The sequence below is a fragment of the Nonomuraea sp. NPDC048881 genome (assembly GCF_040649795.1).
Classification (GTDB): Bacteria; Actinomycetota; Actinomycetes; order Streptosporangiales; family Streptosporangiaceae; genus Nonomuraea.
In genome coordinates, this window is sequence record NZ_JBEZGC010000003.1 from 749,340 (window position 1) to 767,458 (window position 18,119).

Consider the following 18,119-nt stretch of genomic DNA (forward strand, 5'->3'; position numbering starts at 1 on the left):
CGCCGCCACCAGCTCGCAGCCGTCACCGTTGATCGACGTGTTCTTGGGGGGCGGCCGCGGCGCGGGCGGCGTCGAGGCGTTCGAACGGGCCGGGGCCGTCGTGCGGCTTCGGCGGGGCGCCGAGGTGGCGGACGCGCAGCTCGTCCATCAGCTCCTCGATGAACGCCGGGCCCTCGTCCCGCATGGCCTGCTGCCGGCTGCGGAGGTCGTCGCTGCCCGGACGCCAGTCGAGGCCCCAGTCGCCGAGGGCGTAAATGACCGGAAGGGTCCGGATGCCGGCTTCGGTGAGCAGCGCCCGCCTGGTCAGCAGCAGGCGAGGGTCCGTCGGCCGCGTGCGGCGGACGTCTCCTCGTCCTGGGCGATGCGGCCGCGCATCATGACCTCCATGACCTTCATGAAGCGCTGTGTCCTGGCCCGGCCGATGACGAACGGGTTGGCCGCGCCCGTCGTTCCGGCGCGCAGCTGCTCGATGCGGGTCAGGCCGTCGTCCACGCCGCCGTGGTTGGTCAGCTCGACCTCCACCCCCGCCCGCCGCATCGTGGCGGCGAAGGCGAGCACAGAGGCCAGGGTGGTGCGCTTGCCGGCGGTCGCGGCGGGCGGGTTGGTGCCGCCCCAGAACATCGCGGTGTGCCGCCGTCCCTTCCAGTGCACGGGGAAGATCGACGAGACGGTGCCGGGCGTGTGCCCGGGCGTGTGGTGGAAGGCGATGGTGGTGCCGCCGACGGTGAGCTTCTGGCCGTCGGCGATCTCCAGGTCGCGTTCGGGCGCGTTCGCGGGACGCTCGGCGGCGATGAGGTCCCAGTCGTTCCGGCTCATCATGACGCGGGCGCCGTAGCGGTCGGCGAGGAACTGGGCGCCGCCGAAGTGATCGGCGTGGCCGTGGGCGACCACCACGTACTTGATCTGTGCGGGGTCCGCGCCCACGGCGCGCAGCCCCGGCACGATGATCTTCTCGGCGTCGTCCGGGGATCCCATCGCGTCGACGAGGACGATGCCCCCGGACGTGAACAGCGCCGTGGCCTGCACGAAGGTGGTGCCCACCACCGCCACGTCGTCGAAGACGCGCAACGGGCCGAGGGGCTTCGGCTCCGGCATCGTGAGGTCGGGCGCGAGCGCTTTGACCAGGGCCCGCAGCACCGGGTCGTCCCCCGCCAGCGCGGCCGCGCGGTCGTAGTAGCGGCGAGCACGCCTGGGGGCGGTGGCGGCCGCGGCTTCGACCGGGCGGCCGGCCAGCGGCAGGAGGGCCGCGGCGGCCAGCAACGCACGGCGGGATGGGACGGACTGCCCGAGGGACATGGTCGAACACCTGCTCTTTCACGGGCACAGATCCTGATCAGATCGGCCCGGAGTGACGTCGATGCCGGTCCAGCAGATCAGAACAGATCTTGTGGCGTCCAATACTGGTATGGGACGCCGGGCGATAGCCAAGTGGATATCGCTGCTGTTCCGGCAGGGGGACGATCACCGTCGCCGCCGCAGACTCCGGCGCACCCCCGTTCGCCGACCGCGGGCTCGGCCGCAGCCTCCGGAAGGACCTCAACAGACTGCCTCACCCAGGCGTCGGCGCCGGCGGGATGTTGTGGTTGAAGCGGAACACGTTGCCGGGGTCGTGGGCCGTCTTGACGGCGACCAGCCGCTCGTACGCCTCCGGTGTGAACGCCTGCCGCACGTCCTCCGGATCGGTGTGGGCGACGCCCGCCATGAAGTTGAGCGTGCGCATCCCGCTGTTCCATGGGGCGAGGGTCTGGACGACCCGGTCGTGCCCGGCATGTACGGCCTCGTCCTCGCCGATGCCGAGGACACCCGCGGAGTACAGCTGGAACTGGGCGGCGGTGCGCGCGACCGCGTTCGGCAGGCGCGGCGGCCGGGCGAGGGCGCCGCCGAGATGACGGATCTCGATGCCGACCGCGCTGTTCGACCCGGGGCCCACCAGCGCCAAAATCGCCTCGACGGCGTCATGGTCGAGGTGGGTGAGCTGGAAGTTGTCGATGTGGTACGAGCCGGGCGTCGGCGGATCGTTGTGGATGCTGCCGACCTCGGTGTACGGGAGGTCGGTGACCGTGTCGAGCAGCGGCGTGGCGATCTCGCGCAGCGGCTTGACCAGCCGGGCGCCGTCCTGCGGCGAGCCGAGGTAGCTCAGGCGCAGGTGCAGGACGAAACGCCCGCGCAACTCCCCGGGGACCTCGGGCACATCGGGCCAGGGCATCATCAGGAAGGAGGAGCTGAGCTCGTCGGGCACCTGGGTGACCCATGTGCGGTAGAAGTGCAGCACGTCACGGATCGACTCGGCCGCGAAGAACAGGCCGCCGCCGTAGATCCGCGACACCTCCACCAGTTCCACCTCAAGTGAGGTGACCACCCCGAAGTTGCCCTTGCCGCCGCGCAGCGCCCAGAACAGGTCGGTGTTCTCCTCCTGCGAGGCGGTGCGCGGTTCGCCGTCGGCGGTGACGACCTCGATGGAGCGTACGTGGTCGGCGGCGTAACCGTAGCGGCGGGACAGCACGCCGATGCCGCCGCCCAGCGTGTAGGAGACGGCGCCGACGAACGGCGCCGAGCCGTTCAGCGGGGCCAGGCCGTGGCGGGCGGCGGACTGGATGACCTCCCGCCACAGCACGCCCGCCTCCAGCCGCACGGTGCGGCGCTCGGGGTCGACCCGGTGGCCGTCCATGCGCCGCGTGGAGATGAGCAGGGCCCCGTCGGCGGGTGGCCCCACACCGTGGCCGGTGGCCTGTACGGCGACGCCCAGCCCATGATCGCGGGCGAAGCGCACCGCGGCCACCACGTCGTCGGCGCCGGCCGCGCCGACGATGACGGCCGGGTGGTGTACGACGGAGCGGTCGAAGCCCTCCGCCTCCTCGGTGTACCCCGGGTCGCCGGGGAGGAAGACCGGGCCCTTGACGCTGCCGGCGAGTCCCATCACCGCGCCGGCGGTCAGAGCGGGGCCGCCCGTCGGCGGGATTTGCTCGATCACTGGCATGTCCTCACGTGTCGTCATTCAGGTGGCGCGGTCCAGGTCAGCCCGTGGTGAACTCGAAGGTCGGATTCCGCCGGACCCCCACCCGCTCCAGCGCCTCGGCCAGCAGGTGGACCTGGTCCAGGGAACTGCTGACCGGGTAGAGCACCAGGTCGTCGACGCCCGCGTCCGACAGAGCGATCAGCTCCTTGAGCAGGCGCTCGTCGGAGTCGAGCGAGTCGGCGCGGACCGACTCGTAGTAGGGCGACTCCTTGGAGCCGTAGTAGTGGGCCACGTACTCGTCGGTGAGCCGGACGGCCTCGGGACCGCAGCAGAAGTAGCGGCCGGTGAGGATGTGCGGCCTGCCGGGCCGCCCAGCCGTGGCCCATGCCTCGGTGACGCCTTGGACGCCGTTCACCAGCAGGTCCAGGCTCAGCGTCGGCGCCACCCAGCCGTCGCCGAAGCGGGCGGCGCGGGCATGGCCCGCGGGGATCAGGCCACCGATGAGCAGCTTGGGACGGCCCTCGCCGGGCAGCGGGGTCGGGCCGGAGATGCTGGTGACCTCACCGTCCCAGACGCGGCGCATCTCGGTCAGGGTGTCGTCGAAGATCTTGCCGTGGCCCTTGCCGGGAGCGCCGCTGAGGGTGAAGTCGTCCGGCCAGCCCCCGATGCCCAGGCCCGCCGTGAGCCGGCCCTGCGAGATCAGGTCGACGGTGGCGAGCTGCTTGGCGAACAGGATCGGGTTGCCCCGCCATCCGACGTTCAGCACGCTGGTGAACAGCTGGACGCGCTCGGTCACCGCCGCGGCGACGCCGAGGGAGACCAGCGGGTCCAGGATGTCGTAGACCAGGCGGTCGATGGATCCCAGGGAGTGGAAGCCGAGGCGCTCACTGTCCTCCGCCCACTGCTTGACCTCCCGCGCAGGACGTCCGGGAACGGCGATCGGCAGACCGATTCCAATATTCACGAGCACTCCGTCTCAACCAGATCTCACTGGGGCACAACGATCCGGACGGCCCATTTCCGGCCGTCCTCATGCGCCCGCCGAGGCGCACAGCCGTGACGATATTCAGCGAGCTCGGCATCGGGCTTGTACGGATCGGACATGCTCCGAACCGGCCGGCCCGGCCGCCTCCGCACCAGGCTCTAGGCGGACGTCGTGAGGCGCTGCGCCTGTGCGCGGCCCACCGAGGCGGCCCGCTCCAGGTAGTCGGCGATCAGGGCGAGCGCGTCGTCGTCGTAATGGTCGAGCATCTCGACGAACGCCCTGCCGGGAACGTCCCAAGCTGCACCGATCCGGGCACGGGCCTCCGGGGTCAGGGCGACCAGGGCGCGCCTGCGGTCGGCCGGGTCGGCGTGCCGCACGACGAGACCCGCCTTGTCCAGGCGGTCGACCAGGCGGGTGGCCGAGCCGGGGGTGAGTCCGGCCAGGCGGGCGATCTCGCCGGTGCTGATCGGCCCCTGCTCCAGATCGAGCAGGGCCACGCATTGCAGGTCGGTGGGGTGGAGGCCGAGCCGGTCGGCCATGGCCTGGTTGAACAGCGTGTAGGCCGCGTAGTGGCGCTGACTCTCGTCGCTGATGCGCTTGAGCATCTCGGCTCGATTTGACACGTGCGGCTCCGTACTCCTCATAATGTTCGTCACGCAATCATTGCATGACACAAATTCTGTGTCGCGCTTTCATTCTATCGACAGGCGTCGCGCTCACGTCGCGAAGAGTCTGCGAAGGGATCTGCACCGACATGACCACTCTTGTCACCGGCGCTCGCGGCGCCGTCGCGACCGCTCTCATCGGCCTCCTGCGCGAGCAGGGCTTGTCTGTACGACCGGCGTCCAAGGCCCCCGCCGACCCGTCCGTCGTCAGGTGCGACCTGGGCGATCCGTCCACCTTTGACCGTGCGCTCGCAGGCGTGACCTCGGTGTTCCTGTACGCCGAGCCGTCACACGCGCAGGAGTTCGCCGCGGCGGCCGAGGCGGCCGGGGTCGAGCATGTCGTGCTGCTGTCCTCCGCCGCCGTGCTCATGCCCGATCCCGACAGCAACCCCTTGGCCGCCACGCATCTCGTCCCGGAACGCGCCCTGGCCGCCTCGCCCGTGCCGAGCACCGTCCTGCGGCCCGGCACCTTCTGCGGCAACGCGATGGCGTGGTCATGGGCCGTCAAGTCGGGGACGCCGATCAACCTGCCCTACCCGCACGCGCACGTCGACGCCATCCACGAGGCGGACATCGCGGCGGTCGCGGCCGCCGTTCTGGCCGACCCCGCGCTCGGCGGCAGAGCGTACACACTGACCGGGCCCCAGTCGCTCACGTTCACCGACCAGATCGAGATCCTCTCCCACGTCACCGGGCGGGACATCGCGATCAGGCCCGTCACCAGGCAGGAGTGGACGGCCGAAATGGCGCAGTACATGAACGCGGCCTTCGCGGACGCCCTGCTGGACTACTGGCAGAGCTGCGACGGCCGTCCGATCGAGCTCACGCCGGTGGTGGAGGAGCTGACCGGCACGCCCGCGCGGACGTTCGCCTCCTGGGCCGAGGAGAACCGGGCGGCGTTCATCGGCCGGCAGGCCTGATCGCCGCGGCGCGGCCGCTTGCGACTCCGGTCGCAGACAGGTCGCGGCGGTCATACCGGGGTCGCATGCGGCTCTCGGCCTCGGGCCCGATGTCCGGCCGAGGTCATTGCGACACCGTGATCACATGAACGTGACCGTGTTCGGCCTGTCCCCCGTGGAGCTCCTGGCCCTGGCAGCCGCCGTCGTGCTGGTGCTGGCCCGATGGCTGCCGTCCGGAGCGCGCCGGCCGTCGATCCTGGCCGGTGCGGCGGCCCTCGTGGTGTCCGCGAGCGTGCTGGCCGTGCTCGGGATCCGCTGGCAACTCCTCCCCGTTTTCGCAGGCGGGGGCATCGCGCTGGCCTTCGCCGCGCCGTCACTGCTGGGGTGGCGTGCCGGGCGGCGGGCTCGATGGTGGCTGGCGCTGCCGGGGTCGGCGGCATGCCTGGCGCTGGTCGTCGCGGGCGCGACGGCGGCGTGGGCGCTGCCCCTGCCGGTGTTCCCCGAGCCGTCGGGCGCCTACGCCGTCGGCACCACCGTCGTCCAGTGGAGCGACGCTGATCGGGCGGAAGCCGCCACGTCCAGGACCGATGACAAGCGGGTGGTGGTCGTCCAGCTCTGGTATCCCGCGCAGGACGTCTCCCCGGACGCCGAGCGCGCGCGGTACCTCGGCCGCACGGCACGCGAAGCCCAGGTCGTCGCCCGTGGCCAGGCCGAGTACCTGGGCCTTCCCGCCTTCGTGCTGGACGAGCCGGCACGCGCCCGCACGCGTTCGGTGCCCGACGCGCCGGTGGCCGGCGGGGGCCGGTTCCCCTTGGTGCTGTTCTCGCCCGGCCTCGGAGGTGTGCGCACCCAGAACACCGCCTGGGCCGAGGAACTGGCCGGCCGCGGGTACGTCGTGGCCGCACTCGACCACCCGTACGACTCGGCCGTCGTCACCCTCGCCGACGGCCGAGCGGTCCGCACGCACGTCGCGGCCACCGGCGACCAGGCGGAGGACAACAGACGCGCGGCCGGATGGACGGCGGTCAGAGCCGCCGACCTCAGCTTCGTCCTCACCCAGCTCGGCCGCCTGGACCGTGGAGAGATCCCGGGCCTCCTGAGCGGACGCCTCGACGTCCGCCGCGCCGCGGCGACCGGTCACTCCCTCGGGGGCGCCGCCGCCCTGCAGGCCGCCGGCCAGGACCCCCGCTTCGCGGCCGTCATCGACCTGGACGGCTTCCCCCGCGACCCCGCCGCGCAACCGTTCCACCAGCCCGTGCTCGCGCTCACCCACGACGTCGAACCGGGCGAGACGCCGGACTACATCCCGCGCCTCACGCGGGTGCTCCAGCTCAGCACGGCGACCGGCTACCGGCTCACCGTCCCCGGCACGGCGCACCTCACCTTCACCGACGCGCCGCTCTTCATGCCGCCCCTGCCCGCGCTCATCGGCTCTCTCGGCCGGACCGCCGGGCCGCGCATCACCGCGGCCGCCACCGTCGCCTTCCTGGACGCCACACTCCGCGGCACCTCCGGCGACCTCGCCGCGACCCTGTCCGGGTACGGCCACCTGACCGTCCTGTGACACCCGTTCTTGGTCGTCGCGTTCAGCGGCGCGACAGGAACGGCAGCAGTCGGCTGATCTCGTCGTCCACTGCCTGCTGTTCGTCCCGGGAGAGGCTGCCGAACGGCGCCAGTCGTACGTCGCCTGCGGTGAAGGACCAGGTGCCGCGGACGTAACCGTCGACGAGCACGGTCGGCAGGACCCTGGCCTGTCCGGGGGTGACGTGCCTGCGGTCGGCGTCGGCGATGATGCGGCTGCGGTCGGCGTGGCCCAGGAGGGCGTTGTCATAGGCGGGCAGCAGCCGCACCGGCGCGGGGGTGTCGGGGTCAGGGAGCGGGACGTCGGGCAGGTCGAACAGGCGCCGGCCGTCGGGGCCGGTGTAGTGGCGCAGGTCCGAGCCCATGTCCGAGACGATCTGGTCCAGCCGGGTCAGCCCGCACCACGCCTGGACGTCCGCCACGGTGGCGGGCCCGAAGGCGGCCAGGTAGCGGCGGACCAGGTCGCGGAGCGCGGCGGGCTGCGGGGCCTCGACCGGCGCGGCGCTGACGGTGATCGACGAGCGGGTCCCCCACCCGCCCCAGGACGCGGTGGCCGGATCGTGGACGAGCGGGGTGCGCAGCTCGACCTCACCTGCCAGGACCCGGCTGTCGCGGCCCGGATGGAGGGACGCGAGGCGCCCGGCGAGCTCCTTTCTGGGCAGCGGCCCGGTCCGCAGCAGGGCGCGTCCCTCGGCCACCAGCGTGTCGGGGTCGAGCCCGGCGTTGTTGCGCCGGAAGTGCGCCGAGTCGGCGGTGCGGTTCAGGACGGGCTGCAGCACCGGCCGCAGCCGACGGAAGTCGTCGGCTGCGGCGAGGTGCATCGTGCTGCGCAGGAAACCGGACCGGACGACCCGTCCCTGGGCGAGCAGGGCGGTGAGGTCGGCGTGGGTGAAGTCGCGGATGCGGGCCCACAGGCCGACGTAGGGCCAGTTCGGCTCCTGCGCCTGCATGGCGACCAGGCGGCCGATCACCTCCAGGGCCGTCAGGTCGGTCCGCTCCAGCAGGAACTGCCGCTGGAGCAGGGCCCGGTTGAGCGCCCGGCGGGACAGGACGGTCATACCAGCCGCACCGAGACGTTGCCGCGGTACTCGCCGCGCAGCAGGGCCAGGAACGCGCCGGGGACGCCGTCGATGCCGGTCTCGACGACGGTCCGCGGGTAGACGAACCGGCCCTGGTCGAGCGCTGTGCGGAAGTGGCGGTGCCAGGCGGCGATCTGGTCGGGGGTGTGGGGGCAGGAGAACGGCAGCAGCTCGACGTCCCTGGCCAGGGCGGCGTCGCGATCGGGCGCGGGGAAACGGTCGGCGGCGGCGCCGAGCTGGGTGGACAACGATCCGCACAGGGCGAACCTGGCGCCCGGCGCGGCGACTTCGAGCGCGGCGTCGTACAACGCGCCGCCGACGGTGTCGAAGAAGACGGTGATGCCCTCCGGGGCCAGTTCCTTGAGCGCGGCGACCGGGTCGTGGTGGTAGTCGAAGGCGGCGTCGAAGCCGAGTTCGTCCACGAGGTAGTCGGCCTTGGCCTGGCTGCCCGCGCTGCCGATCACCTTCCTGGCGCCCAGGTTGCGGGCGATCTGCCCGGCCAGCGAGCCGACACCGCCGGCCGCGCCGGAGACGAAGACGACGTCGCCCTCGCCGACCTTGGCCACGTCCGCGACGCCGTGGTAGGCGGTCGGGCCCTGGGCCAGGTGGTAGGTCGGGTCGGGATAGGCGTCCGGGTCGAGCTTGACGTAGGAGGCCGCGGGTCCCGCCGAGTGCGTGCTCCAGCCGCTCATCGACTGGACCAGGTCGCCCTCCCGGAGGTCAGGGCTCGCCGAGCGCAGCACGGTGCCGATCGCCATGACGCCCACCCGCCGGCCGGGCTGCCAGGCCGGGATCGGAAGGTGGCAGTCGGCGCGCATGAGTTCGAGAAAGGTGGCGGCCAGCCCCAGATAGTCGGTACGGACCACGACCTCCCCCTCGATCTCGGCGGGAGCGACGGTGAAGTGCTCGGGGCCCGGTACGGCGGCGATCTGGGCGGTCAACTGAACTTCTTGAGTGATCATGGAGACCACTCTAGGAAGGCTTCCGGCCAGTTTCTGACCGGAAGTATCCGGATAATGGCGATATGGCCAACACCAGTTCCCGCACCCTCACCCTGCTGTCGTTGCTGCAGACGCACCGCCACTGGCCGGGCGCGGATCTGGCCGAGCGGCTCGGCGTGTCGGAACGCACACTTCGCCGCGATGTCGATCGCCTGCGCGAGCTGGGCTATCCCGTGCACGCCTCCCGAGGCACCGACGGCGGCTACCAGCTGGCGCCTGGGGCCGTCCTGCCGCCTTTGCTGCTCGACGACGAAGAAGGGGTCGCGCTGGCGGTCGGCATGGGAGACGCGGCGCAGAGCGGCATCGCGGGGCTGGAGGAGGCGGCGGTGCGCGCGCTGACCAAGGTGGTTCAGGTTCTGCCGTCCCGCCTGCGGGCTCGGGTGAACGCGCTGCGCGCGATGACCGTCTCGGCGGCCTCGGCCGGGCCGGTGATCCCGGCGGAGGTGCTGACGATGATCGCCCAGTCGTGCCGGGACCAGGAAAGGCTGCGCTTCGACTACGTCGCACGCGCCGGCGCGCGCACCGAACGCGAAGTGGAGCCCCATCGCCTCGTCGCGCTCGGGGGCCGCTGGTATCTGGTGGCCTACGACCTGACCAGGCACGACTGGCGCAGCTTCCGCCTCGACCGGCTGGCCCAGCCACGCAACGCCGGCGCCTCCTTCCTGCCACGGCCGCTGCCCGGCGGGGACGCCGCCGCGTTCGTCCGCACCGCGGCCCAGGTTCCCGCCGCCAAGACCGTCGTCGCGCTGGTTCACGCACCGGCGGAACAGGTACGCCGGAGGGCCGGCCAATGGGGCGAGATCGAACCGGTCGCCCCCGATCGATGCCGGCTCACGATGACCTCCACCAGCCTGGACTGGCCCACGCAGGCCCTGGGCAACATCGGCGCGGAGTTCGAGGTGCTGGAATCGCCGGAGTTCGTCGATCACCTCAGAGACTGGGGTACCCGGTTTCTCCACGCCGTCGACAGATCGTCCCCCGGGTCGCGGTGACAGCCGCACATTCGGGTCGCCGGGTGGCGCGTGACGACGGTCAGAATGCCGTGCGGGTCCCGCTGCGGGGATCTTCCGGCACCAGGTGATCGTCATAGAGTCCGGCGCGTGCCAGGCGTCGCCAGGGCCGGGCCAGGCGGACCGACACGTCGATGTCGGCGTCCGTCGCGTCCAGGTCGAGATCTGCCACGGCCAGGGCCGGTCGGCCGTCTGCCGGACAGCGCGCGAGCCAGCGGCCGCCCGGCGCGACGACCCCTGACGGGACGGTCGCGCTGAACTGCGCCGGGACGGAGTACCCGAGCCAGTAGCCGTACAGCCTCCCGTACGCCTGCGCGACGACCGCTCGCGTCGCGTCGTCGACCATCACCGACAGCAGCACGCAGTCCACGTCCAGGCGCTCGTACTCGGCGAACGCCTCGGGGAACTCGGCCTCGATGCACAGTGCGCACCCGAACCGGATGCCGTCGATCTCGAAGACGACCGGGGACGAACCGGGCGCGTACAGGAACGACACCTCGGTGTTCGACAAGAACCGCTTGTCGTAGCGCGTGACCAGCCGGCCCTGGTCGGAGAGCACGTACAGGCTGTTGTGCGGCCGGTTCGGCGGGGTCAGCGGGTGGATCGAGCCGAAGGCCACCCAGAGCCCGAGTCGTCCTGCCAGGTCGGCGATCGACTCGGCCTCCTCGTGCAGCACCGCATCAGGCCGCGCACCTGCGCGCCACTCGCCCGCAGCGCGCCGGGATCGGTGGGGTCCTCGGGCACCGTGCTCTGCGCGACCGCCAGCCGTAACGTCCTCGCCATCCCGGGGACGCGCAGGGCCTGGGCGCCTCGAAACAGTCCTCGGCGATCCCGAGAACACACAGGACCCTGGTTGACGTCGTCCATCACGGGAAACTCCTGCCGTTGACCAGGTCGTGCACGGTCGCCGCACCGGTGGCCGTCACCACGATTCTCGCCTCGACCGGCACGGTGAATGCACTTGCATGAACCGCCACTCTTCCCTATGGTTGGTTTGAGCCAACCAACTAAGGATGGGAGGAGGCCGGGGTGTCGGGAACGGCGGAGAACGGCGACGTCCGGCTGCGCGAGGCCACCGATCGGGTGGCGGCGGCGCTGGCCACCGTGGGCAACTGGATGTTCGCCCCGACGACGCGGCGACGGATCATGGCCGCCTCCGGGCTGGAGTTGTCGCTGGGCGACTACACCCTGCTCGCGCAGATCTCCCTGCACGCCCCCGTGCGGTTGTCGGTGCTGGCCGAACTGATGGAGGTGGACAAGTCCACGCTCTCGCCCCCCGCCAAACGTCTGGAGTCGCGCGGGTTCATCGAGCGGCAGCCCGACCCGGACGACGCCCGGGCGAGGCTGGTGAGCGTCACGCGCGGGGGCAAGCTCGCCATCCGCGAACTCTGGAAGGCCCGGACGACCGCCGTCGCCGCGCTCATGGAGGGCTGGGAACCGTCCGACATCGAGCATCTGGCCGACGGTCTCGCCGCCTTCGCCGAGGCGATCAAAAAGGGCGCATGACCCTGCGGCGCGGATAGAACGAAAACACAGCACCAGGCTCGCTGCCGCGCTGCGGAAATTCGCGCCGTCAGCCGGCAAGCTCCTTCTCCTTCCTGAGTCCAGCACGGACGCCATGACGCCCCAAGAGCCGTTACCGGCCTGGGCGAAACACCGATTCGCTCTCGAAAGGAGCCAGTGATCGTGCCCACTGCCTCGAAGGTCTTCGTGGCCGGCGCCACCGGACTGCTCGGCCGTCAGATCGTCAGCTCCCTTCTCGACCAGGGCGCCGCCGTCCGCGCCCTGGTCCGGCCCGGCGCCGACGCGAGCAAGCGGGCCGCGCTCGCAGCGCTGCGGTCGCGCGGCGTGGAGGTGGCGGAAGGCGACGTCACCGACCCGGCCGAGGTGCTGGCCGAAGCCGTCGGCGACGCCGTCACCGTCGTCTCGGTCGTGCAAGGCGGCCCCGACGTGATCGTGGACGGCCAGGCCAACCTGGCGCGCGCCGCCGCGAAGGCCGGCGCCCGCCGGTTCGTCCCCTCCGACTTCGCCATCGACCTGACCAAGCTCGACGACGGCGACAACGTCATGACCGACTGGCGTCGCCGTGCGGCCGCCGCGTACGCCGACGCCGGCCTTGAGGTGATCTCCGTGCTCAACGGGGCGTTCTACGAGGTGATGGTCGGTTTCATGGGCCTGGTCGACTGGCAGCGGGGCACTTTGTCGCACTGGGGCGACCCCGATCAGCCGCTCGACCTGACCTCGGTGTCCGACACCGCCGCCTACACCGCCGCCGTCGCCCTGGACCGGCAGGCCACCGGCACGCTGCGTTTCGCCGGTGACGTGCTGTCCATGCGGCAGTTCCACGAGGCCGTCCAGCGCGGCTCGGGCCGCACTCTGGAGCTGCGGCACCTCGGCACCGCCGACGAGCTGCGCGTGGAGATCGAACGCCAAGCCGCCCGAACCAGGAACCCGTTCGACTACGTCGCTCTCCAGTACCAGTGGTGCATGGTGACGGGGAAGGGGAAGTTCGCCGCCCTCGACAACGACCGGTACCCGCAGATCACGCCGACTCCGGTGACGGACTTCGTGCGCGCGACCGCGCCAACGGCCTGAGCGCATCCACGATGCGGCCTTTCTGGGCGGATTCGCCATGCCCAAGCATTCTTCCTGGCACGTGACGTGCGTCGAGCGCCAGGAGGCGAACGGTCCACGGAGGACGCAATGGGACGCACACCTGCACGGTCTACGCCGTGTGCATCCCCGTGACCCCGACCGCCTGACGCCCACAGGCCCGGTCACGCGACCAGGCGCAACCAGGCCGCCGCGAGCGCGGCGTGACCGGCCGGAGTCGGGTGCACGCGGTCCACGGCCCAGCATTCAGGCCCGGTCGTCGCGGCCGGCTCGGCGAACATGCCGTCCGCGGCGAGCAGCTGCGCGCCGTGCTCGCGGGCGAGCCGGCGCACGGCCTGGATCACTCCCCCGCGATGCGCAGCGGGTAGCCGGACCCGAGGCCCTCTTCGCTGTCCAGCCGCCCGCAGTCACCGCTCATCGGACGGCCGAACCAGCGGCTCGCGGCCCGCTCGAACGCTGCACGATCGTGGTCGCCCGCCCAGGCGACCACGCCGTCCGGCCGGACGAGCACCGCGGCCGCTCCGAGGTCGTCTCTCGCCGCCCCGGCCGCGTACCGGATCCGGCTCTCCCAGCCCGTCGCCGGATCGCGCAGACGCCGGTCGACGCCGAAGTCGAGTGCCACGCCTCGTCCGTCCCGCATCAGGTCGCCGAGGCGGGTGCCGTCCTCAAGACGGACGTCAGGGGCGTTGCGCCCGGTCAGCGGGTGGTCGCCGCCGAGGTCGTAGCGGATCGACGAGCCCGATGTCCGCTCGAACACGTACGTCGTTCCGTCACGGGTCCCGATCAGGTCGCGAACGACACCTTGGATCGCCTGGCCGTGCGCGTCCGGTCGCATGACCGCCGTCTGGGCGCGCGTCCAGTCGAGCGCCCGGGCGCCGATCGGACGGCGCTCGGCGGTGTAGGTGTCGAGGAGCCCGGCCGGCGCGTGCCCGTGCACGGTCGCCGCGAGCTTCCAGCCCAGGTTCATGGCGTCGCCGATGCCGAGGTTGAGCCCCTGCGCCCCGAGGGGAGAGTGGATGTGCGCGGCGTCGCCCGCGAGCAGGACGCGCCCCCGCCGGTAGTTCGTCGCCTGCTTCGCCCGATCGGTGAAGCTTGAGGCGAGATGTACGTCGGTCAGCGTCACGTCGGTGCCGGAGACCCGGCGTAGGACCGCCTGGAGATGGTCGCGCGTCGGCCGCTGTGAGCGGTCGAACGCGCCGCCGTCGAACTCCAGCATGCCGACGTACCCCTCGGCGGGTGTCCGGAGGTACATGCCTGTCGGCGTCAGGTTGAACCCGGGGCGCAGCTTCCCGGGATCGGCGACGGTGGCGAGCACGACGTAGCCGGTGAACTGCGGCTCGGTGCCGGTGAACGCGAAGCCCGCGAGCCCGCGCACCGTGCTGCGTCCGCCGTCGCAGCCGACGACCCAGCGCGCCGCGTACTCGTGCCCGCCGGCGCGCACGACCACGCCGTCCTCGTCCTGCGCGATGGCGGAGACCGCGACGCCGCGCCTGACCTCCACGCCGAGCGTGGAGGCCCGCTCGGACAACACCGTCTCGACCGCTTCGAGGCTGGTCATCACGCCCTCCGCCGCCGGGCCGGAAACCCGGAACGGCAGGGCGGCGACATCCACCTTGGCCGGATCCAGCGTCATCCCGGCGAAGTGCCCCGCACCACGGAGACGCGCCGGCCCTTCCGCGCCGGGACGATCATCGACGCCCGACGCCTTCAGCAGCGGCTGCACCATCCCCCGCCGGTGGAACGCCTCGACCGACGCGGCGGACAGACCCCGCATCCCGAGCGGATCCGCCTTCCACGGGGAACCGGCCTCCGCCTCCCGCTCAAGCACCAGGACGGAGCAGCCCGCGAGGCCGACCTCGCAGGCGAGGAAAAGACCGACCGGGCCCGCGCCCACGATCACTACGTCATGCATCAGAACTCCTTTCCGAGCCTGAAGACTGACGCGGGCCGCTCACACGAGGCGCACACGGCGCTCACACGGCGGGGGCGCCCCCCGTCCTGCCGTGATTTGGGCACTTGAGGCGGTGCACGCGAAGATTGGCGGATGGACGGGGATGCGCCGCTTCGCGTCACGCTGCTCGGCGCCTTTCAGGCGTGCCGCGGTGAGGCCGCCCTGCCCGTTCCGGGCGCCCGGCTGCAGGGCCTGCTCGCCCGGCTGGCGCTCGCCGGCGGGCGCGTGGTCGAGCAAGGCGTCCTGCTCGACGCGATCTGGGCCGAGGGCCTGCCCGCCGGCCCCGCCCACGCCCTGCACGCCCTGGTCTCGCGGCTGCGCCGGGCCCTCGGCTCGGCCGGCGCCGTCACGCAGGTCGCCGGCGGCTACCGGCTCGACATCGACGCGGCCGACGTGGACGCGCTGCGGTTCGAGCAGCTCGCCGCCGCCGGCCGCGACCGCGTGCGCGCCGGCGCCACGAACGCCGCGGCGGCCCTGCTCGCCGAGGCCGTGGCGCTGTGGGGCGACCGTCCCGGCGCCGAGCCCCCGGCGGTCGCCGCGGTGGCGCCCGCCGCCGCGGCCCGGCTGGCCCACGCCTCGATCGAAGCCGTCGCCGACCTCGCCGACGCCGAGCTGACGCTGAGCCGCGCCGACGCGGCCGCCGACCGCCTGACCGCCCTGCTCGCCGAGCACCCCGTCCACGAACGGGCCGCCGCGCTGCTCATGGACGCGCTCACCGCCCAGGGTCGCCAGGCCGAGGCCCTCGTCCGGTACGAGCGGGTCCGCGAAACCCTGGCCGACGTGCTCGGCGCCGACCCGGGCGCCGCGCTGCGCGAGCGCCACCTGCGGCTGCTGCGCGCCGAGCGGCCCGCCTCGGTGGCCGGGGCCGCACGGGGCCGGCCGAGCAACCTGCCCGCGCCGCTGACCGGCTTCATCGGGCGCGACGACGACCTCGCCCGGATCGACGCGCTGCTCGCCGCCGGGCGCCTGGTGACCGTGCTCGGTCCCGGTGGCGCAGGCAAGACGCGGCTCGCCGTCGAGGCCGCCCGCCGGCACCTCGACGAGTACGGCGACGACGTCCGGATGGTCGATCTCGCCTCGGTCACCGAGCCGGCCAAGGTCGGCACGGCCGTGCTCGCCGGGATCGGGCTGCGCGGCGGCGCGATGTTCGAGGCCCGGATGCGGGTCGAGGGCTCCGACCTGGACGTGCTCGTCGACCAACTGGCCGGACGGGAGAGCCTGCTGCTGATCGACAACTGCGAGCACCTGATCGACGCCGTGGCCCACCTCGTCACGGCCCTGCTCGCCCGATGCTCCGCGCTGCGCGTGCTGGCCACCAGCCGCGAGCCCCTAGCGGTCGACGGCGAGGCGCTGGTGCCGCTCGGCCCGCTCGCGCTGCCCGGCCCGGACGACGACGTCGAGCAGGCCCGCCGGGCGGCGTCGGTACGCCTGTTCACCGAGCGGGCCGCCGCCGTGCGCCCGGGTTTCGAGGTGGACGAGACGACGTTGCCGCAGGTCCGTCGGGTGGTCCGCGGCCTGGACGGCATGCCGCTGGCGCTGGAGCTGGCCGCGGCCCGGCTGCGGACGTTGTCGCTGCCCGAGCTGGCCGACGGGCTGTCCGACCGGTTCCGGCTGCTCACCACCGGCAGCCGCACCGCACTGCCCCGGCACCGCACGCTGGCCGCGGTCATCGACTGGAGCTGGCAGCTGCTGAGCGATGACGAGCGCACGGTCGCCGAACGCGTCTCGATCCTGCCCGGCGGCGTCACGCCGGCCTCGGCCGCCGCGGTCTGCGCGGGCACCGCGGTGCGGGCCGGCGAGATTCCCGACCTGCTCGCGGCCCTGGTCGACCGGTCGTTGCTGCAGCTCGCGCCCGATCCGGGCCGCTACCGCATGCTGGAGACGCTGCGCGAGTACGGCACGGACCGCCTGGCCGGGACGGGCGACCTCGGCACCGTCCGCGACCTGGCCGCCGGCCACTTCACCGAGCTCATGGCCCGGTACGATCCGCAGCTGCGCGGCCCCGGCCAGCTGGCGGCCATGCGGGTCGTCAGCGCCGAGTACGACAACGCGCTGGCCGCCCTGCGCCGGCGGTGCGACACCGGCGACGCCCCCGGCGCGGTCGCGCTGGCCCTGAGCCTGACCTGGTACTGGCAGATGTTCGGCCGGCACCGCGACGCGGCCTACTGGCTGGGCGAGGCACTGGCGGTGCCCGGCGGTGAGCCGACGCCCGAACGCGACTGCGCCCAGGCGATCCACCTGGCCAACCGGGTCGACACCCGGCCGGGGACGACCGCCGGGGAGGCCGCCGACGACCGGGCCCGAATACGCGAGCTGACCAACCGGATGCTCGCGTACCCGGAGCTGCCCGGCCCGTACGGCGCGTACGCGCTCACGCTCGCGTTCCTGCAGGAGGAGAGGACCGCGCTGGCGATCGTCGAGCAGCTGGCCGACGGCGACGACATATGGCTGTCCGGGCTGGCCCGGATGTTCCGTGCCCGGCTCGCCGAGAACGCGGGCGACCTCGACACGACGCGCGCCGACGTGACCTCGGCCCTGGCCCGCTTCCGGCAGGTCGGCGACCGCTGGGGCCAGGCCGCCGCGCTGCCGATGCGCGCCCAGCTGCGGCAGTACGACGGCGACCTCGACGGCGCGCTGGCCGACCTGCGCGAGGCCCGGTCGCTGGCCGCCGAGCTCGGCTCGCTCAGCCTCGGCGACCAGGTCTTCAGCGACCTGCGCTGGATCGACCTGCACCTGCGGCGCGGCGACACCGTCCTGGCGATCGCGATGATCGAGTCGGCCCGCGAGCGGGTGCGGCGGGCGGCCTCGACGGAGCTGCGGGCCCTGTTCGACGCGTGGGAGGCCGGCTTCCGGGTGCGGCTCGGCGACCTGGACCGGGCGCGCGCACTGCTGGACGACGCCGAACGGGACCTCGACGGCGACGCCACGTTCGCCGGTGACCACGTGCGCACGCTGGTCGGCAGCGCGCGGGCCTGGCTCTGCCTGGAGACCGGCGACCCGGCCGGCGCGGAGAAGGCGCTGGAGAAGGCGTACGCGGCGGCGTCGCGGACCGGGGACCTGCCGATCCTGTCGCTGGTGGCGGTGAACGCCGCCGCGCTCGCCGAGGCGCACGGACGGCATCACGACTCGGCCGTCCTGCTCGGCGCCGCGTCCCGGCTGCGCGGCGCTCATGACCGCACCGATCGGCAGTTCGGCGAACTCAGCCGCCGAGGGCGGGCCGCGCTGGGCGAGGCCGCCTTCGCCGCGGCGTACGGGCAAGGCCGGCGCCTGGACGGCAAGACGGCCGCGCGCGCAGCCGACCCGGCCCGGCTGCGCGGACCGGACGTGGCGTAGGCGTCACCGGTCGAGTTGCACCGCCCCGGCATTCGTCCTGCCGCCC

16 protein-coding genes are annotated in these 18,119 nt (G+C 72.9%); 6 read left to right on the forward strand and 10 right to left on the reverse strand.

All coding sequences use genetic code 11. The features are described from left to right. Window positions 1–22 precede the first annotated feature (22 nt). The 5 genes from AB0C33_RS14415 to AB0C33_RS14435 form a co-directional block, all read right to left on the reverse strand. Window positions 23–184 (reverse strand): hypothetical protein, encoded by a 162-nt coding sequence (locus AB0C33_RS14415; protein ID WP_358287214.1) that lies wholly within the window; start codon window positions 182–184, stop codon window positions 23–25. A gap of 119 nt (window positions 185–303) precedes the next feature. Further along, entirely contained in the window at window positions 304–1,296 is a 993-nt protein-coding gene (locus AB0C33_RS14420; RefSeq protein ID WP_358287216.1) for an MBL fold metallo-hydrolase, read from the reverse strand. A gap of 253 nt (window positions 1,297–1,549) precedes the next feature. Next, a complete protein-coding gene (locus AB0C33_RS14425; protein ID WP_358287218.1) occupies window positions 1,550–2,971 on the reverse strand; it encodes an FAD-binding oxidoreductase in 1,422 nt (473 codons plus the stop codon). 43 nt (window positions 2,972–3,014) lie between these two features. After that, window positions 3,015–3,920 (reverse strand): LLM class flavin-dependent oxidoreductase, encoded by a 906-nt coding sequence (locus AB0C33_RS14430; protein ID WP_358287220.1) that lies wholly within the window; start codon window positions 3,918–3,920, stop codon window positions 3,015–3,017. Between the two features lie 179 nt (window positions 3,921–4,099). Continuing rightward, the gene (locus tag AB0C33_RS14435) at window positions 4,100–4,564 is read right to left on the reverse strand and encodes a MarR family transcriptional regulator (RefSeq protein WP_358287222.1); all 465 of its coding nucleotides are present in this window, start codon (window positions 4,562–4,564) and stop codon (window positions 4,100–4,102) included. A 131-nt stretch (window positions 4,565–4,695) separates the two neighbouring features. Between AB0C33_RS14435 and AB0C33_RS14440 the strand changes: the two genes are divergently transcribed. Both AB0C33_RS14440 and AB0C33_RS14445 read left to right on the forward strand, forming a co-directional pair. Next, on the forward strand, window positions 4,696–5,526 hold the full coding sequence (locus AB0C33_RS14440; protein WP_358287224.1) for an NAD(P)H-binding protein: 831 nt from the start codon (window positions 4,696–4,698) through the stop codon (window positions 5,524–5,526). Between the two features lie 124 nt (window positions 5,527–5,650). Next, window positions 5,651–7,069 carry a hypothetical protein gene (locus AB0C33_RS14445; RefSeq protein WP_358287226.1) on the forward strand — a complete coding sequence of 473 codons (1,419 nt, stop codon included), beginning with the start codon at window positions 5,651–5,653 and terminating at the stop codon, window positions 7,067–7,069. A 22-nt stretch (window positions 7,070–7,091) separates the two neighbouring features. Here AB0C33_RS14445 and AB0C33_RS14450 read toward each other — a convergent pair whose 3' ends face one another. Together AB0C33_RS14450 and AB0C33_RS14455 are read right to left on the reverse strand one after the other, a co-directional pair. Continuing rightward, on the reverse strand, window positions 7,092–8,144 hold the full coding sequence (locus AB0C33_RS14450) for a winged helix DNA-binding domain-containing protein (RefSeq protein WP_358287227.1): 1,053 nt from the start codon (window positions 8,142–8,144) through the stop codon (window positions 7,092–7,094). Next, complete coding sequence (locus AB0C33_RS14455; protein ID WP_358287229.1) at window positions 8,141–9,127, reverse strand: NADP-dependent oxidoreductase; 987 nt, start codon at window positions 9,125–9,127, stop codon at window positions 8,141–8,143. The genes AB0C33_RS14450 and AB0C33_RS14455 overlap by 4 nt, the downstream gene beginning before the upstream one ends. Window positions 9,128–9,189: 62 nt before the next feature. Between AB0C33_RS14455 and AB0C33_RS14460 the strand changes: the two genes are divergently transcribed. Then, window positions 9,190–10,158, forward strand: a complete 969-nt coding sequence (locus AB0C33_RS14460; RefSeq protein WP_358287231.1) for a YafY family protein — start codon at window positions 9,190–9,192, stop codon at window positions 10,156–10,158. Between the two features lie 40 nt (window positions 10,159–10,198). Here AB0C33_RS14460 and AB0C33_RS14465 read toward each other — a convergent pair whose 3' ends face one another. Next, the gene (locus AB0C33_RS14465; RefSeq protein ID WP_358287233.1) at window positions 10,199–11,089 is read right to left on the reverse strand and encodes a carbon-nitrogen hydrolase family protein; all 891 of its coding nucleotides are present in this window, start codon (window positions 11,087–11,089) and stop codon (window positions 10,199–10,201) included. A gap of 116 nt (window positions 11,090–11,205) precedes the next feature. Between AB0C33_RS14465 and AB0C33_RS14470 the strand changes: the two genes are divergently transcribed. Together AB0C33_RS14470 and AB0C33_RS14475 are read left to right on the forward strand one after the other, a co-directional pair. Beyond that, window positions 11,206–11,682 (forward strand): MarR family transcriptional regulator, encoded by a 477-nt coding sequence (locus AB0C33_RS14470; RefSeq protein WP_358287235.1) that lies wholly within the window; start codon window positions 11,206–11,208, stop codon window positions 11,680–11,682. Between the two features lie 180 nt (window positions 11,683–11,862). Beyond that, window positions 11,863–12,771, forward strand: a complete 909-nt coding sequence (locus AB0C33_RS14475) for an NmrA family NAD(P)-binding protein (RefSeq protein WP_358287237.1) — start codon at window positions 11,863–11,865, stop codon at window positions 12,769–12,771. 182 nt (window positions 12,772–12,953) lie between these two features. On the opposite strand, the gene AB0C33_RS14480 is transcribed toward AB0C33_RS14475, so the two are convergent. Together AB0C33_RS14480 and AB0C33_RS14485 are read right to left on the reverse strand one after the other, a co-directional pair. After that, window positions 12,954–13,133: a hypothetical protein gene (locus AB0C33_RS14480; RefSeq protein WP_358287238.1), complete on the reverse strand. Its 180-nt coding sequence runs from the start codon at window positions 13,131–13,133 to the stop codon at window positions 12,954–12,956. Beyond that, window positions 13,130–14,701 carry an FAD-dependent monooxygenase gene (locus AB0C33_RS14485; protein ID WP_358287239.1) on the reverse strand — a complete coding sequence of 524 codons (1,572 nt, stop codon included), beginning with the start codon at window positions 14,699–14,701 and terminating at the stop codon, window positions 13,130–13,132. Before AB0C33_RS14485 ends, AB0C33_RS14480 begins: the two co-directional genes overlap by 4 nt. Before the next feature lie 132 nt (window positions 14,702–14,833). Between AB0C33_RS14485 and AB0C33_RS14490 the strand changes: the two genes are divergently transcribed. Next, the gene (locus tag AB0C33_RS14490) at window positions 14,834–18,073 is read left to right on the forward strand and encodes a BTAD domain-containing putative transcriptional regulator (RefSeq protein ID WP_358287241.1); all 3,240 of its coding nucleotides are present in this window, start codon (window positions 14,834–14,836) and stop codon (window positions 18,071–18,073) included. The last annotated feature ends 46 nt before the right edge of the window (window positions 18,074–18,119 follow it).

What these genes read in the sequence shown, in the direction of transcription:
- AB0C33_RS14415 (WP_358287214.1), bottom strand. Translation starts at nt 184, where the DNA reads ATGCGGGACGAGGGCCCGGCGTTCATCGAGGAGCTGATGGACGAGCTG.
- AB0C33_RS14420 (WP_358287216.1), bottom strand. Translation starts at nt 1,296, where the DNA reads ATGTCCCTCGGGCAGTCCGTCCCATCCCGCCGTGCGTTGCTGGCCGCC.
- AB0C33_RS14440 (WP_358287224.1), top strand. Translation starts at nt 4,696, where the DNA reads ATGACCACTCTTGTCACCGGCGCTCGCGGCGCCGTCGCGACCGCTCTC.
- AB0C33_RS14445 (WP_358287226.1), top strand. Translation starts at nt 5,651, where the DNA reads ATGAACGTGACCGTGTTCGGCCTGTCCCCCGTGGAGCTCCTGGCCCTG.
- AB0C33_RS14450 (WP_358287227.1), bottom strand. Translation starts at nt 8,144, where the DNA reads ATGACCGTCCTGTCCCGCCGGGCGCTCAACCGGGCCCTGCTCCAGCGG.
- AB0C33_RS14455 (WP_358287229.1), bottom strand. Translation starts at nt 9,127, where the DNA reads ATGATCACTCAAGAAGTTCAGTTGACCGCCCAGATCGCCGCCGTACCG.
- AB0C33_RS14460 (WP_358287231.1), top strand. Translation starts at nt 9,190, where the DNA reads ATGGCCAACACCAGTTCCCGCACCCTCACCCTGCTGTCGTTGCTGCAG.
- AB0C33_RS14485 (WP_358287239.1), bottom strand. Translation starts at nt 14,701, where the DNA reads ATGCATGACGTAGTGATCGTGGGCGCGGGCCCGGTCGGTCTTTTCCTC.
- AB0C33_RS14490 (WP_358287241.1), top strand. Translation starts at nt 14,834, where the DNA reads ATGGACGGGGATGCGCCGCTTCGCGTCACGCTGCTCGGCGCCTTTCAG.